Source organism: Campylobacter sp. BCW_6877 (assembly GCF_001762445.1).
GTDB classification, from domain to species: Bacteria; Campylobacterota; Campylobacteria; order Campylobacterales; family Campylobacteraceae; genus Campylobacter_D; species Campylobacter_D jejuni.
Genome location: NZ_MJWW01000059.1, coordinates 130246 through 145482, shown reverse-complemented (window position 1 = coordinate 145482; position 15237 = coordinate 130246). Strand labels below are relative to the sequence as shown.

The 15237-nt window shown below is 29.9% G+C and carries 11 protein-coding genes and 1 pseudogene; 11 read left to right on the top strand and 1 reads right to left on the bottom strand.

Going from position 1 to position 15237, the window contains the following annotated elements; translation table 11 throughout:
* Nucleotides 1-51: 51 nt before the first annotated feature.
* Entirely contained in the window at nt 52-1248 is a 1197-nt protein-coding gene (gene metK / locus AJ936_RS07990; RefSeq protein ID WP_002861817.1) for a methionine adenosyltransferase, read from the top strand.
* Between the two features lie 236 nt (nt 1249-1484).
* Here the strand turns inward: metK and AJ936_RS07985 are convergent.
* Nucleotides 1485-2811: pseudogene (locus AJ936_RS07985) on the bottom strand (apolipoprotein N-acyltransferase).
* Between AJ936_RS07985 and yajC the strand changes: the two are divergent.
* Genes yajC through AJ936_RS07935 form a run of 10 tightly spaced genes read left to right on the top strand, consistent with a single transcriptional unit; the run spans nt 2784 to nt 15236 of the window.
* Nucleotides 2784-3056, top strand: coding sequence for a preprotein translocase subunit YajC (yajC, locus tag AJ936_RS07980; RefSeq protein ID WP_002786346.1), 273 nt, complete (start codon nt 2784-2786; stop codon nt 3054-3056). The pseudogene AJ936_RS07985 and the gene yajC overlap by 28 nt on opposite strands.
* Nucleotides 3049-4629 carry a protein translocase subunit SecD gene (gene secD / locus AJ936_RS07975; protein ID WP_070240191.1) on the top strand — a complete coding sequence of 527 codons (1581 nt, stop codon included), beginning with the start codon at nt 3049-3051 and terminating at the stop codon, nt 4627-4629. Before yajC ends, secD begins: the two co-directional genes overlap by 8 nt.
* Entirely contained in the window at nt 4629-5600 is a 972-nt protein-coding gene (secF, locus tag AJ936_RS07970; RefSeq protein ID WP_002858025.1) for a protein translocase subunit SecF, read from the top strand. The genes secD and secF overlap by 1 nt, the downstream gene beginning before the upstream one ends.
* 9 nt (nt 5601-5609) lie before the next feature.
* Nucleotides 5610-8039 (top strand): leucine--tRNA ligase, encoded by a 2430-nt coding sequence (leuS, locus tag AJ936_RS07965; protein ID WP_002880809.1) that lies wholly within the window; start codon nt 5610-5612, stop codon nt 8037-8039.
* Complete coding sequence (lptE, locus tag AJ936_RS07960) at nt 8036-8548, top strand: LPS assembly lipoprotein LptE (protein ID WP_002860199.1); 513 nt, start codon at nt 8036-8038, stop codon at nt 8546-8548. The genes leuS and lptE overlap by 4 nt, the downstream gene beginning before the upstream one ends.
* Nucleotides 8532-9929, top strand: coding sequence for a hypothetical protein (locus tag AJ936_RS07955; RefSeq protein ID WP_070274309.1), 1398 nt, complete (start codon nt 8532-8534; stop codon nt 9927-9929). Before lptE ends, AJ936_RS07955 begins: the two co-directional genes overlap by 17 nt.
* Nucleotides 9919-11079 (top strand): folylpolyglutamate synthase/dihydrofolate synthase family protein, encoded by a 1161-nt coding sequence (locus AJ936_RS07950; RefSeq protein ID WP_070274307.1) that lies wholly within the window; start codon nt 9919-9921, stop codon nt 11077-11079. Before AJ936_RS07955 ends, AJ936_RS07950 begins: the two co-directional genes overlap by 11 nt.
* The gene (locus AJ936_RS07945) at nt 11066-11968 is read left to right on the top strand and encodes a M23 family metallopeptidase (RefSeq protein WP_002861810.1); all 903 of its coding nucleotides are present in this window, start codon (nt 11066-11068) and stop codon (nt 11966-11968) included. The genes AJ936_RS07950 and AJ936_RS07945 overlap by 14 nt, the downstream gene beginning before the upstream one ends.
* Nucleotides 11905-12300 carry a polymer-forming cytoskeletal protein gene (locus AJ936_RS07940; RefSeq protein ID WP_002861809.1) on the top strand — a complete coding sequence of 132 codons (396 nt, stop codon included), beginning with the start codon at nt 11905-11907 and terminating at the stop codon, nt 12298-12300. Before AJ936_RS07945 ends, AJ936_RS07940 begins: the two co-directional genes overlap by 64 nt.
* Nucleotides 12300-15236: a DEAD/DEAH box helicase gene (locus AJ936_RS07935; protein WP_070274305.1), complete on the top strand. Its 2937-nt coding sequence runs from the start codon at nt 12300-12302 to the stop codon at nt 15234-15236. The genes AJ936_RS07940 and AJ936_RS07935 overlap by 1 nt, the downstream gene beginning before the upstream one ends.
* The last annotated feature ends 1 nt before the right edge of the window (nt 15237 follow it).

Below are 15237 nucleotides of genomic sequence, written 5' to 3'. Positions count from 1 at the left end.
ATAAGTTTATTTGGATACAATTGTGGTTCATTTTAAATGAAAGGACTTTTTATGTATCTATTCACTTCAGAAGTCGTAAGTGCAGGTCATCCAGACAAGTGCGCTGATATAATCGCTGATACGATAGTGGATATACTCTTGAAAAATGACAAAAATTCAAGGGTGGCGAGTGAGGTTTTTGTCGCAGGAAATAAGGTTGTGATAGGAGGCGAAGTTAAGTCAAATCACAAACTTAGTAAAGCTGATTACGATAATTTAGTTAAAGATGTTTTAAAAAACATTGGTTATGATGGGGCAGGGCATTTTAACAAAGAGCAGTGTTTGCATCCTGATGAAGTTGATGTTATGGTGTTTTTAAATGAACAAAGCCCTGATATCAATCAAGGTGTTGATCAAGAAGATGGCGAAACAGGGGCAGGTGATCAAGGCATTATGTTTGGTTTTGCAAGTTGTGAGGCTGAAGAATACATGCCAGCAGCCATTAGCTATGCAAGAATGCTATGTGATAAAGTCTACGCTTATGCAAAAGCAAATCCACACGAACTTGGCGTGGATATTAAAACTCAAGTAACTATTGATTATGGCACTAAGGCGAATTTTGAAAATTGCAAACCGCAAAGTATTCATACTATAGTAGTTTCTGCGCCTTGTGTTGAAAGTATGAAAATAGAAGATTTAAGATCTTTGGTGATGAAACTTATCTTAGATAGTAATTTACCAAAAGAACTTTTTGACCCTAATAAGACTAGAATTTTAATCAATCCAACTGGTAAATATATTAATCATTCTTCTTTACATGATAGTGGTTTAACAGGAAGAAAACTTATAGTAGATAGTTTTGGAGGTTATTCTCCAATAGGTGGTGGCGCACAATCGAGCAAAGATTATACTAAAGTTGATAGAAGTGGACTTTATGCAGGTAGATGGCTAGCTAAAAATATAGTTGCAGCAGGGCTTGCTAAAAAATGTATTGTTCAACTTAGTTATGCTATAGGTGTTGCAAAACCTACTTCGGTAAGTGTGGATTGTATGGGCACAAATACCAGTGTAAATGATGATGTTTTAAGTGATTTTGTTATGCAAAACTTCTCTTTAACGCCAAATTGGATCCGTGATAAATTTCATCTGGATAAACCAAGTAAAGAAACTTTTCTTTATGCGGATGTAGCGGCTCGTGGGCAAGTAGGACAAAAGGACTATCCTTGGGAACAACTTGATGCTCTAGAACAGTTTAAAAAGCTGCTTTAAAAAATTAACAATATTATACAAGCTTAAATAAGGCTTGTATAATTATAAAGAATTAATGAAGTTGTATTAATTTTTGACTTAGAGGGATATTTTTCAATATCCCCCATAAATATAAAAGTTAGGAAGGAAGCTAAATTAATTTAGCTTTGGGGTAAAAACCCCTCTAAGTCAAAATATTATTTGACAGAATTATAATATAAAATAACTTAAATTACTTTAAAATTAAAATTTTAATATTATTTTTTATCATTAAATATTTCTTTGGATAAATTTTTTCCAATCTTTACTTAAAAGCTTTTTAGGGAGTATAACTATATTCTCTTTACCATTTGTAGCATGATAAACACTAACCCCATATTTACTTGCATAAAATTTCATTAAGAGTTGTTGGAGTTTGTATTCGCTGCTATTATTAAACCAAGCATTGTTGCTTAGAGCTATAATAATTTGTGAATTTTGATAGTTTTGTTCTTTGGTAGCTTCATAACAAATTGCATTTGTAATAATTTGATTGTCTAATTTATATTTGCTTTGTATAGGACCTTGGGAAAATTCTTCAATATTTTTAAGAAAATATTTTTTTATTAAGTCTTTAAAAAATGGAATTTCTTCACCAAAGGGAACTAAAAAATGCTTATTTAAAATATAGACATTGCCTTTTTTAAAGATATACGTGCTATTGTAAGTATGCTCTTTTTCAGTATAAAATGCTCCCGTAATAATGGTAATTTTATAAGATAATTCTTTAAGCATAAGTTCATATTTGGTATTTTTTAAATCAAAAGCAAAAGCGGTTTCAGGCAAGATTACAAGTTCTTTTTTTTCATTTATAGCTTGAAATATATCTTGAATTAGGATATCAGAATTTGATTTTAAATTTTCTTGTAAAAATTTTTGATCTTGAGAGATATTAGTATTGATGAGTTTGTAGTTTAAATTAAGAGTTTGAGCTTGTTTTTCATTATATTGAAATCCACTAAAGAATAAAACAAGAACAATTGCTATTTTATAATATCTTGATATATAACCCTCATAGATGAAATATGCTATTAAAAATATGCAAATAATACCACGATAACTTGGGTCAAAAAAACCATAAACTGTAAAAATTCCCCAATTAAGCCAATCAAATCCTAAAGGATGGATAAAACTTATGCAAAAAATTCCACAAAGTCTTAAAAAATCAAATTTTAATAAATAACATAATCTAAAAAGTAGTCCATAAATAAAACCAATGATAATTGGTATAATTGGTACTAAATAGTTTAGATTAAAATAAATTGAAGATAAACCAATCCACCAAAACCAAAGAATCCCTACAAAAAAACCTATCCAAAAATATTGTTTAGAATTTTTACTTTTTAGAAGTAAAACTAACCCGTAAATAGCTAAAAATGGGCTAATGGTTTGTGTAAAAATATTTTCAAAAAATGATAGATAAATAGAATTTGAAAGTAAAATTGCAATAAAAAAGACTTTTATTATTTTAAAAATGATAGAATTAGTGTTTAATTTTTTTGGAATAAAGGAAAAATATGGCAGAAAATTCAATTTTAACTTCATTATTACCTCTTGTAGTGTTATTTGCAATTTTTTATTTCTTGGTGATCAGACCGCAACAAAAACAAGCAAAAGCACATAAACAAATGCTTGAGTCTTTGCAAAAAGGAGATAAAATCATCACTAATGGCGGACTTATTTGTGAAGTCGTAAAACCAGAGGAGGATTTTATCAAAGTTAAGCTTAATGAAGACAATGTTACTGCAAAAATTTCAAGAGAATTTATAGCAAAGAAAATTGATGCGTAATTCTAAAATCAATTATCGCTTGATTATTTTTATAGCGGTATTTATTTTTGGAGTGGCTTTTTCACTCCCTTCTTTTTTGCAGTCAGAACGTGGTGTGAAGATTAATTTAGGGCTTGATTTGCAAGGTGGGCTTTATATGCTCTTAGGTGTAGATAATGAAGAAGCTGTAAAATCTAAAATAAAATCAATTGCATCTTCATTGAGTTATTCTTTTAATAAAGAAAATATTTTAAATGACGGCTTAAATACCCATGATGATATTTTAGAATTTACTTTGCTTGATAATGCGGATATTGCAAAAGTTGAAAATTTGCTTAAAGAAATAAAAGGAATTAATATACAAAGTGAAAATATGCACTATAAAATTTCTTTTACCTCAGAAGAAGTAAAAAATATAGAAAATTTTGCACTTTTGCAAGCAGTTGAAACCATAAGAAATAGGCTTGATCAATTTGGTTTAGCAGAGCCAACAGTTGCTAAACAAGGTAATGATAAGATTTTGGTTGAACTTGCAGGGATTAAAACCAAAGAAGATGAACTAAGAGCAAAAGAACGCATCACAAAAGCAGCACATTTACAACTTATGGAAGTTGATGATTCTAAAATGGGTCAAGCTTCCACAATGAGCGACGCTGAGGCTGCGAGTTATGGACTGATTTTAGTGCCTGATTCTAGAAATCCAAATTTAAAATATACCTTAAAAAGTATACCTATTTTAGATGGATCTATGCTTACTGATGCTAGAGTAGGGATTAGTGATAAGAGTAATTATCCTGTGATTAATTTTACTTTAAATGCCGAGGGTTCTAAAAAATTTGCTGATTATACAGGAGCAAATGTTGGAAAGCGTCTTGCTATTGTACTTGATAATAAAGTATATTCTGCTCCATCTATCAATGAACGCATAGGCGGAGGTAGTGGGCAAATCAGTGGAGCTTTTACTCAAGAAGAAGCACGCGATGTGGCGGTAGCTTTAAGAAGTGGAGCTTTGCTTGCGCCTGTAAAATTACTTGAACAAAGAAGCATAGGACCATCTTTAGGTGCTGATAGTATTAAAATGAGTATGATAGCCTTAATCGGTGCATCGGTTTTTATTGTAGTATTTATGATGATGTATTACGGTGTGGCAGGAATTTTTGCAAATATTGCAATGCTAGTTAATGTTTTGGTAGTAGTTGCTGTTATGGCTATGTTTGGAGCAACTTTAACTTTACCAGGGATGGCAGGACTTGTTTTAACTGTGGGTATGGCAGTAGATGCAAATGTGATTATCAATGAGCGTATACGAGAACTCTTGCGAGATGGAGTAAATATAAGAGTTAGTATAGAACAAGGTTATAAAAATGCTATGAGTGCGATTATAGATTCAAATATCACTTCTTTAGTTACTTCGGTAGCACTTTATGCCTATGGAACAGGAGCAGTTAAAGGTTTTGCTGTGACTTTGGGAATTGGTATCGTTGTTTCTATGATTACAGCTATTTTAGGAACTCACGGAATGTTTGATTATTTTATGCAACGCATAGAAAAAAATAATAATACAAGATTTTGGTTTGGCTATAGGAGAAGATAATGCAGTTTTTTAGCGAAAAGAAAATTTATGATTTTATGAGAATGCGTTTTGCTGCTATTTCCCTTTCTTTTATTTTGTTTTTTGGTTCTATTTATTTACTTTGGGATAGGGGTTTACAATATGGCATTGATTTTAGCGGAGGAACTTTAGTTCAGCTTAAATATGAAAATGCAGCTCCTATAACGCAAATTCGAGAAATTTTAGAAAATCAAGGAACTTTTCAAAATTTATCTGTAACTGAGTTTGGAAGCAATGAAGAAGTAACTATACGCTTTTTAGGAAGTAATGATAATGTAAGCAATGATATAGGCGAGCATATAAGCACTCTTTTAAAGGATACGGGAAAATTTGAGGTGCGTCGTGCTGATGTGGTAGGACCAAAAGTAGGTGATGAACTTAGAAATAAAGGACTTATGGCTATAGCTGTATCTTTGATAGCAATTTTAATTTATATAGCGTTGCGTTTTGAGTGGCGTTTTGCTCTTGCGGCTATAATCAGTGAAATTCATGATGTTGTGATTACTTTAGGAGCAATTTCTTTATTTAAAATTGATGTCAATTTAGATACTTTGGCTGCTGTTTTAACTGTGCTTGGATACTCTTTGAATGATACAATTATTATTTTTGATAGAATCAGAGAAGGTATTAAAACAAGTAAAAAAACCGAACTTGCACCTATTATTAATGAAAGTGTTTCAGCAACTTTATCAAGAACGGTTTTAACTTCAGGGTTGACTTTAGCAACCGTTGTGATACTTTATTTCTTTGGCGGGGAAATGATACAAGGATTTTCTTTGGCTTTAATTGTAGGTATTATAGCGGGAACTTTAAGCTCTATCTTTGTTGCAAGTCCGACATTATTATGGTTTAAATTTAGTGTGCTTGAGTTTAGAAATAAAGAAATTGAAAAAGCAAAAAGAAAACAAGATAAAGAACGCAATCGTGCAATGTATGAAAAAGGAACTGTGTAAGGAGAATTTATGGCTTATGAAGCAAGTTTAATAGAAAAAAAATGGCAAAAAATTTGGGATGAAAATGAATATTTTGAGCCAAAAGATGACTTAAATTTGCCTAAAAAATATATTTTATCGATGTTTCCTTATCCTAGTGGACGCATTCATATGGGGCATGTAAGAAATTATACTATAGGTGATGCTTTGGCAAGATATTATCGCAAGATAGGTTTTAATGTTTTACATCCTATAGGTTTTGATAGTTTTGGCATGCCTGCTGAAAATGCAGCTATTAAACATAAAATTCATCCTAAGTCATGGACTTATGAAAATATAGCTTATATGAAAAAAGAACTTTTTTCTTTAGGTTTTTCTTTTTCTAAAAAAAGAATGCTTGCTACTTCAGATCCACTTTATACAAAATTTGAGCAAGAATTTTTTATTAAGATGTTTGAAAAAGGTTTGATTTACACTAAAGAAGCAAATGTAAATTGGTGTGAACAAGATCAAACGGTTTTGGCTAATGAGCAAGTTGAAGACGGAAAATGTTGGCGTTGTGGTCATGAAGTGGTGCAGAAAAAAATGCCAGGTTATTATGTAAAAATCACTGCTTATGCTGAGGAACTTTTAAAAGATTTAGAAGAATTAAAAGATAAATGGCCTAATCAAGTTTTAACTATGCAAGAAAATTGGATTGGTAAAAGCGAAGGTTTGGAATTTTCTTTAAATTTAGACGAAGAAAGCAAGCAAAAAACCAAAGAAAGTTCTTTAGAAGTTTTTACTACAAGAGCAGATACAATTTATGGAGTTTCGTATATCGCTTTAGCTCCAGAACATAAAATTGTTCAAAATTTGCTTTCGCAAAATTTATTAAATCAAGATGTATTAAATAAAATCAAAACTATTCAAAATCAAAGCCCAAGAGAAAGACAAAGTTCTGAAAAAGAAGGTTATTTTCTAGGAATTTATGCCATTCATCCTTTAAGCGGAGAAAAAATTCCTTTGTGGGTGGCTAATTTTGTCTTGGCTGATTATGGTAGTGGAGCGGTTATGGCTGTTCCAGCTCATGATGAAAGAGATTTTGAATTTGCAACAAAATATAATCTTGCCATCAAACAAGTTATTCAAACTCAAGAAAATTTACCTTATACGCAAAAATCAGGAAAATTAATTAATAGCCAAGAGTTTGATAATCTTGATTGTAATGAGGCAAGATTAAAAATCATTTCTCAGTTTGAAGCTAAAAATATAGGAAAAAGGGTTGTAAATTTTAAAATTCGTGATTGGGGTGTTTCACGCCAAAGATATTGGGGTGCGCCTATTCCTATGATTAAATGTCAAATTTGTGGTATAGTGCCTCAAAAACTAGAAAATTTACCTATTATCTTACCTGAAGATGTGCAAATTACAGGTGAGGGTAATCCACTTGATAAACATCCAACTTGGAAAAATTGTATTTGTCCTAAATGTGGCAAAGAGGCTCAAAAAGAAAGTGATACTTTAGATACTTTTTTTGAAAGTTCTTGGTATTTTGCACGTTTTGCAAGTGATGAGAGAACTTGGCAGGAAAAAGCTTTAGATGAAAAAAGTGTAAAGTATTGGATGAGTGTGGATCAATATATAGGTGGTATTGAACATGCAATCTTGCATTTACTTTATGCGAGATTTTTCCAAAAAGCTTTAAGAGACTTGGGTTATTTAACACAAAATGAACCTTTTGATAGACTTTTAACTCAGGGTATGGTGTTAAAAGATGGTGCTAAAATGTCAAAATCAAAAGGCAATGTTGTAGATCCTGATGAGATTATAGAAAAATACGGTGCTGATACCGCAAGACTTTTTATACTTTTTGCTGCGCCTCCGGCTAAAGAGCTTGAATGGAATGATGATGCGGTTGAAGGGGCTTATAGATTTATTTGCAAACTCTATGATAGGGCGCAAAATGTTAAAAAAGGTGAGCTTGTAGAATTAAAACAAGAAAATTTAAATAAAGAAGAAAAATATGCAAGATTAAAGGTATATGAAGCTTTGAAAAAATCTTTTGAAGTTTATCATCAAAGTTTTGCTTTCAATACTTTAATTGCAGCTTGCATGGAAGCTTTAAATGCTTTAGCGCTTTGCAAAAATGAAGCTTTGGAGCAAGAGGCTTTTTATATTATTTTAAATATTTTAGAGCCTATTATTCCTCATGTTTGTTTTGAGCTTAGCGAGGAGCTTTTTAAATGTAAAAATTTCAAAAAATTAGAACTTAAAGAAGAGGTTTTTGTAAAAGATACTTTAAATTTAGCTGTAAGTATTAATGGTAAAAAAAGGGCTGAATTTGAAATTTCAAGTAGTGCGAGTAAAGAAGAAATTTTAGCTTTTGCAAAAGAAAATACTGCTAAATGGCTTGAAGGTAAGAGTATAGTTAAAGAAATTTATGTGGAAGGAAAGCTAGTTAATCTAGTGATTAAATGAAAAAGATTTTAATTTTTTGTATAGGTTTATTTTTAGGTGCTTGTGGATATGTTCCTACATCAAAAATCGCTAATAATATTTTCGATGAGAAGGTTTATGTTAATGTTGAATTAAGTCAACAAGACCCAAAAAATAGTATCTATGTTGCCGATACTTTAAAAGAAATGGTAATTTCAAAATTAGGGCGTAAACTTGCTTTAAAACACGAGGCAGATGATGTAATCAATGTTAAAATGAATAATTTAGAATTTATTCCTTTAGCTTATGATAAAAATGGCTATGTCATTAGTTATAAAGCTAAATTAAATTTAGATTTTAATGTTGTCTTTAAAGATGGTTCAAGTCAGGCTTTTAGTACAAGTGGAAGTTATAATTTTGAAATTTCTCCAAATAGTATTATTAGTGATTCTGCAAGGTATGAGGCTATTCGAGCAGCTTCAAGCGAGGCATTTGATGAGTTTATTTCCGTAATTGCTATTAAAGGGCAAAAACGTGATTCCAAATACTAATGAAATAGCAAAGCAAACTTTAATTGCATTAAAAGAAAGAAAACTAAAACCAACTCCTGAAAATTATACGGAAATTTTTGAAGAACTATCTTTAAAATATGGTATCACAAGCTCAAATAAAGCTAAACTTGACAAATACAAAACCTTACTTTTACCGATTTATCAACAAGAATTAAATTCTAAAACTATAAGAAGTTTAGAAGAACTAATTAGTTTTTTAATTTCTGTTTTAAATAGACAAAGCGGAAAACAATTTAGTGAATTTTTTGATTTTTTATATACCATATCTAAAACTTTGCAAATAAGTAAGGATAAAAAGATAAGAGATTTGGCTAAGGTGACTTCGATTAGAATTTCTAAAACTATGGATAGTGAAAGTATTTACTTGCTTACCAAAAAATGGAAAGAGCTTGAAAGAAATTATGATGAAAATAATTTAGAAGAACAAGCTCGTAAATATGGCATTAGTAAATATGATGATTATGATAGCGTGATTAAAAAACTCTTAGTTAAACTTGAAGAGCGTAGTTATGAGCACTTTAGTGAATTATTATGCTTGGGTTTAAATCCTTCATTGGTGGAAGATTTAAAAATTCAAGGTTTTATACAAAATTTAACACAAAAACCTTTTATAATAGGCGAAGAAAATTTTAAGAACGAATTAATGGAATTTATCAATCATCGCATAATGGTTGATAATATGTATGTCCAAAAAAATTTAAATTTTTTTAATGATAATCTAAAAAAAATCTATGAATTGCTTGTTTTGCTTAATAAATCGAATGAACAAAACATGGATTTTATTAATACCTTAAAACCAGATGAAAATGGGGAAGTAAAACTTAGTTTTGAGGATTTAAAACTAAAATTTAAACAACTTAGAGAAAAAATTACATCTTTAAATAATCAAATTGAATTCACGCAAAGTTTGGAGGAGAGAGAGGCTTGGAGTGTTCTTAAAGAGCTTGATAAAATGGATGAAAATTTTAATAAGTATAAAGTTAATTATTCTTTAGCTTTATTTTCTATAGTAAATTACCGTTTCATTATGGAAAAATATGGTATGGGAAGTTTGAATGAAATTTTTGTTCGATTTAAAAAAATTTTAAAAGATTCTTGTAGCGAATTTGATGAACTGTGGATGATAGATGAAAAGAGTTATTTGATTGTTTCGCCAGGAAAAAGTAAAGATGAAATTACACAGCTTGTAAATACAAATCTTAAAACTATAGAAAATTTTAGATTTATTTATAAGCAAGATATTATAACTCCTAAAATTCAAGTGGCTTATCTTGATAAGCAAAGTAAGCCAAGTATTAATATTTTAGACGAGTTAATAAAGCAAATTACAGCGGTTAATGAGCAATATAATGAAAGTTGAGAATTTTTTAGCCCAAAAAAGTATAAATTACGATAAAATTGACCGTTTTTTGATGTTTAGAATGTATGAAAAATATAAGAAATATTTTAAAAATATTCCTATAATCCAACTTATAGGCACAAACGGTAAAGGTAGCACGGGCAGATATTTAACTCAACTTTTAGAAAATTTAAATTATAAAATAGGGCATTATACTAGCCCGCACATTTTCAGTTTTAATGAAAGATTTTATCTTGATGGTAAGATTGCAAATGATGAAGAATTAGATCAAGCGCATATAAGACTTGAAGAAATTTTTAAACAAGACTTGCAAAAATTAAGTTATTTCGAATATGCTACTTTTTTAGCTATGATTTTATTTCAAAAATGCGATTTCATTGTTTTAGAAGCAGGGGTGGGTGGAGAATATGATGCTACTTCTGTTTTTGAAAGAAGAATGAATATTTTTACAAGAATTGGATTTGACCATGTTCAAATTTTGGGTAATTCTTTAGAAGATATTGCAAGAACCAAGCTTAAAATTATGGCACCTATAGCACTTATAAGTGATGAGCAAGAGCAAAATGTTTTAAACTTAGCAAAAAAAATTGCTTTTTTAAAAAAAGCTGATTTGCAAGTTTCTTCCTTAAATCCTTTTTTGAAAGAAAATTTTGAGATTTATTGTAAAAAGTTTGTTTTACCTTGTTTTTTAAAGCATAATTTAAAGCTTGCATTAAAGGCTTGTGAAATTTTAACTTCGCAAGAAAAAACCTTAGAAGCTTTAAAAAAGTTACAAGAGTTAAATTTACAAGGAAGATGCCAAGAAATTTCTCCAAATTTTTTTGTTGATGTGGGTCATAATCCCATGGCTGCTAAGGCTATGCTTGATAAATTTCAAGGAGAAAAAATAAATCTTATTTATAATGCTTATTTGGATAAGGATATTTTTCAAATTTTAAATGCATTAAAGCCTATTATTGATACAATACAAATATATAAATATAAAAGTGCAGAACGAAAGCTGGCTGATGATGAAATTTATAGTATTGCATCAAAGCTAGGCATACAATGTAAAGAATTTGTAAAATTAGAAGAAAATAAAAAAAATCTAGTTTTTGGCTCTTTTATGCTGGTAGAAAATTTTTTAAAGGAGTGGTGTGGTAAAAAATAAATTCACTATTACCATTACAGATATTAACGGTTCAAGACATTTTTATTTAAATCAAATAATCAAAAAAATAGTTTTTTATACTATTGCTTTTATTGTTTTATTTTTAGTTTTTAGTGGTTTTTATATCAAATATCTCGATAGCAAACTTAGTGATATCAGTGAAAAGCGTGAGGAGCTTTTGAAAAAAAGCAAAGAATTGGAATTATCTAATTCGCAAATGCAAAAAAGCATAGAAGAAAAAACTCAGCAGTATGCAGCTATAGAAGATAAAATAGCTTCTTTTGAAGAGGCTTTGGGCTTAGAAGCAGAAAATAATCTTACAATTAGTGCAAGACTTGATAATCTTCAGCTTACCAATGAGCAGCAGCTTGGAATTTTGGGGCAAATTCCTAATGGATGGCCTATTGAAAATAAAGGCATTACAGGAAATTTTGGCTGGAGAGAGCATCCGCTTTTAAAAAGAAGGGAATTTCATCCTGGTATTGATTTAAGAGCAGAAATTGGTACTCCTATTTATGCACCAGCAAGTGGAGTAGTGGAATTTTCAGGTTATAGTGATAATGGCTATGGCTATAATGTAATTTTATTGCATAATTTTGGTTTTAAAACAGTATTTGCTCATATGATGCGCAAAGAAGTAGTCAAAGCAGGTCAATTTGTTAGCAAGGGGCAGTTGATAGGTTATAGTGGCAATACAGGTCTTTCTACGGGACCGCATTTGCACTATGAGGTAAGGTTTATTAATAAAACTTTAGAACCTTTGTATTTTTTAAATTTGCAAAGAAAAAATATGAATGATTTTTTTAATCAAGAAAGGAGAGTTCCATGGCAATCTTTAATAAAGGCGGTATCAGCCCAACATCCAGTCCTAGCTCAGAAACAACAGTAATTTCTTCAGGTGCGAGAATTGAGGGTAAATTTTATTTTGCTTCTATGCTTCATGTCGATGGAGAGTTAAGTGGTATTATTCATTCTGAAAGCATTGTAGTTATCGGAAAAAATGGAAATTTAAAAGGTGAATTACAAGCAGATAAAATTGTAGTAAATGGGTATTTTGAAGGGCAACTTGAGGCCAATAGTTTAGAAATTTTAGCGGGCGGAGTTGTTAATGGCGATATTTCAACGCAAAAAATTTCTATAGAAAATGGCGGTCGCTTTAATGGAACTAGTAAAATTAAAGAAGATACTATCAAACTTATTGAAAATAACAACGAAGAATAATGCAAGCTTCATTTTATGAATACCTACAAAATCCAAAAATTTGTGAACTTTTGCTTTGTAAAGATGAAAAACAAGCAGATTTGCTCGCTCAAGTTTCACGATTTAAGGGTTTAAAAACCTTTGTTTTACCTGATTTTAGAGCGCAGTTTAGAGATGATTTAAGGGCTTTTTCCAAAGAACTTTTTGATCTTTGCAAGATTTTAAATGCTTATCATAAAGAAGAAGAAAAAAAAATCCTTATTTCTCCTTTAAATACTGTTTTAAAAAAACTTCCTTCAAAAAAACATTTACAAAATTATCATATCGATAAAAAACAAAATTTTGATTTGAAATGTTTTGAAGATGAAATTTCAAGATTGGGATACGAATTTGTAGATATAGTTCAGGATAAAGGTGAAATTTCAATTCGTGCGGATATTATTGATATTTTTTGTATCAATGAAGAAAATCCTATTAGAATTTTACTTTTTGGCGAAGAGATTGAAAGCATAAGATATTTTGATTTGCAAAGTCAAAAGTCTATTCCTAATGAACTAGAATATTTTGAAATTTGTCCTTTTTTAAAATATTTTGACAAAGAAAATTATGAAATTTTTAAGGACAAATTAGAAGATTTTCAAAGCGATACTTTAATACATGATATTAATTCTTTAGGATTTTGGTGTATTGATGATTTTTTTGATTATTTAGAACTTGATTTTTTAGCTTGTGAAAAGTTTGATATTAATGAATATGAAAAAGATATAAGTTTTGTGAATGCAAAAATTTTACCTCAAGCTAAAAAATTTAAAGAATTGCAAAGTTCTTACAATAAAGATTTTTTTGAATTTCATAAAAATAAAAAAATCACACTTTTAGCTAAAAATGAAGCTTTGTTTAAAGCTTTGGAGCTTGAAGATACTCAAAATATCCATTTTGTAAAAAGTGATTTAAGGCTTAATCTTATTAGTCCTGAAGAGCTAATCATTTCTTTAAATCAAAAAGAAAAACAAAAAACAAGAAAAAAAGCTAGTTTGATTATAGATGAGCTTAAAAATGGGGATTATATAGTGCACGAAGATTATGGAGTGGGCAAATTTTTAGGTCTTGAGATGATAGTGATAAGCGGAGCAAAAAAAGAGTTTGTTGCTATAGAGTATCAAAATTCTGATAAGCTTTTATTACCAGTGGAAAATCTTTATTTGATTGATAAATATTTGGGTGTGAGTGGATCTATTCCAAGCTTAGATAAACTAGGTAAAACAAGCTTTATTAAACTTAAAGAAAAATTAAAGACTAAACTTTTAGCTATAGCTTCTGAAATTGTTATTATGGCGGCTAAAAGATCTTTGGTGCAAGCAAAAAAAATTACAGTGGATTTAAATAGACAAGCTGATTTTATAACTAGTGCAGGTTTTATTTATACAAGCGATCAAGAGAAAGCTTGTCATGAAATTTTGCAAGATTTTCAAAGTGGAAAAGTTATGGATAGGCTTTTAAGCGGTGATGTGGGTTTTGGAAAAACAGAAGTTGCCATGAATGCTATTTATCCAGTGGTTAAAAGTGGATTTTGTGCATTTTTATTTGCGCCTACAACTTTGCTTTCTCATCAGCATTATAAAACCTTAAAAAAGCGTTTTGATCCTTTTGATATAAAGGTTTTTAAACTGGATCGCTTTACAAGTAGTGCAGAAAAAAAACAAGTTTTACAAAATTTAAAAGAAAATAAAGCTTGTGTAGTTGTAGGAACTCATGCGCTTTTAAGTGTAGAATGTGAAAATTTAGCTCTTGTTATTATTGATGAAGAGCATAAATTTGGAGTGAAGCAAAAAGAAAAGCTTAAAGAAATCACTCAAAATTCACATATTTTATCCATGTCAGCAACCCCTATACCAAGAAGCTTAAATCAAGCTTTAAGTTCTATAAAATCTTATAGTGTTTTACAAACTCCACCAGAAGATAGAATGGATGTAAGAACTTTTGTCAAAGAAAATGATGACGCACTTTTAAAAGAAGCTATAGCAAGAGAGTTAAGACGTGGTGGGCAAATTTTTTATATTCATAATCATATTGCAAGTATAGAGCAGTGTAAAAAACATTTATTAGAACTTTTTTCTACTTTGCGTATTTTGATTTTACATTCTAAAATCGATGCCAAGGTGCAAGAAGAAGAAATGTTGAAATTTGAAAACAAAGAATATGATTTGCTTTTAAGTACCTCTATCGTAGAAAGTGGGATTGATTTACCTAATGCAAATACTATCATAGTAGAAAAAAGCGATCGTTTTGGTATGGCTGATTTGCACCAATTGCGTGGGCGTGTAGGAAGAAGTGATAAGCAAGGTTATTGTTATTTTTTAATCGAAGATAAAAATGCTATCACAAAAGATGCTTTAAAGCGTCTAGTTTCTTTAGAAAGTAATTCTTTTTTAGGCGCAGGTTCTGTTTTGGCTTATCATGATCTTGAAATTCGTGGCGGTGGAAATTTATTAGGCGTAGATCAAAGTGGACATATCGAGCAAATTGGATATAGTTTATATCTTAAAATGTTAGAAGATGAACTTAATGCTTTAAGTAAAAATGAAGTGGATCAAAAAGAAAATAAACTTGATTTAAAACTCAATGTTAATGCCTTTTTAAATAGTGAGCTTATCAGCGAAGATCGCTTAAGATTAGAACTTTATAGAAGACTTAGCAAGTGTGAGCAAGTTCATGAGGTTTATGAGATCGAAGGTGAAATTGAAGATCGCTTTGGAAAACTTGACGTTTATACTAAGCAATTTTTATCTTTGATTATTATTAAAATTTTAGCTTTAAATAAATTTAAAAGTATTAGCAACTATGAGCAAAATATTCAATTTACTGCTTTAAATGATGAAAAAGAACTCATCAAAGCAAAAAGCAAAGACGATGATGATATTTTAGAGGCAATTTTAACGCATTTAAGAAAGGCTTAAA

What these genes read in the sequence shown, in the direction of transcription:
- metK (WP_002861817.1), top strand. Translation starts at nt 52, where the DNA reads ATGTATCTATTCACTTCAGAAGTCGTAAGTGCAGGTCATCCAGACAAG.
- yajC (WP_002786346.1), top strand. Translation starts at nt 2,784, where the DNA reads ATGGCAGAAAATTCAATTTTAACTTCATTATTACCTCTTGTAGTGTTA.
- secD (WP_070240191.1), top strand. Translation starts at nt 3,049, where the DNA reads ATGCGTAATTCTAAAATCAATTATCGCTTGATTATTTTTATAGCGGTA.
- secF (WP_002858025.1), top strand. Translation starts at nt 4,629, where the DNA reads ATGCAGTTTTTTAGCGAAAAGAAAATTTATGATTTTATGAGAATGCGT.
- leuS (WP_002880809.1), top strand. Translation starts at nt 5,610, where the DNA reads ATGGCTTATGAAGCAAGTTTAATAGAAAAAAAATGGCAAAAAATTTGG.
- lptE (WP_002860199.1), top strand. Translation starts at nt 8,036, where the DNA reads ATGAAAAAGATTTTAATTTTTTGTATAGGTTTATTTTTAGGTGCTTGT.
- AJ936_RS07950 (WP_070274307.1), top strand. Translation starts at nt 9,919, where the DNA reads ATGAAAGTTGAGAATTTTTTAGCCCAAAAAAGTATAAATTACGATAAA.
- AJ936_RS07940 (WP_002861809.1), top strand. Translation starts at nt 11,905, where the DNA reads ATGGCAATCTTTAATAAAGGCGGTATCAGCCCAACATCCAGTCCTAGC.
- AJ936_RS07935 (WP_070274305.1), top strand. Translation starts at nt 12,300, where the DNA reads ATGCAAGCTTCATTTTATGAATACCTACAAAATCCAAAAATTTGTGAA.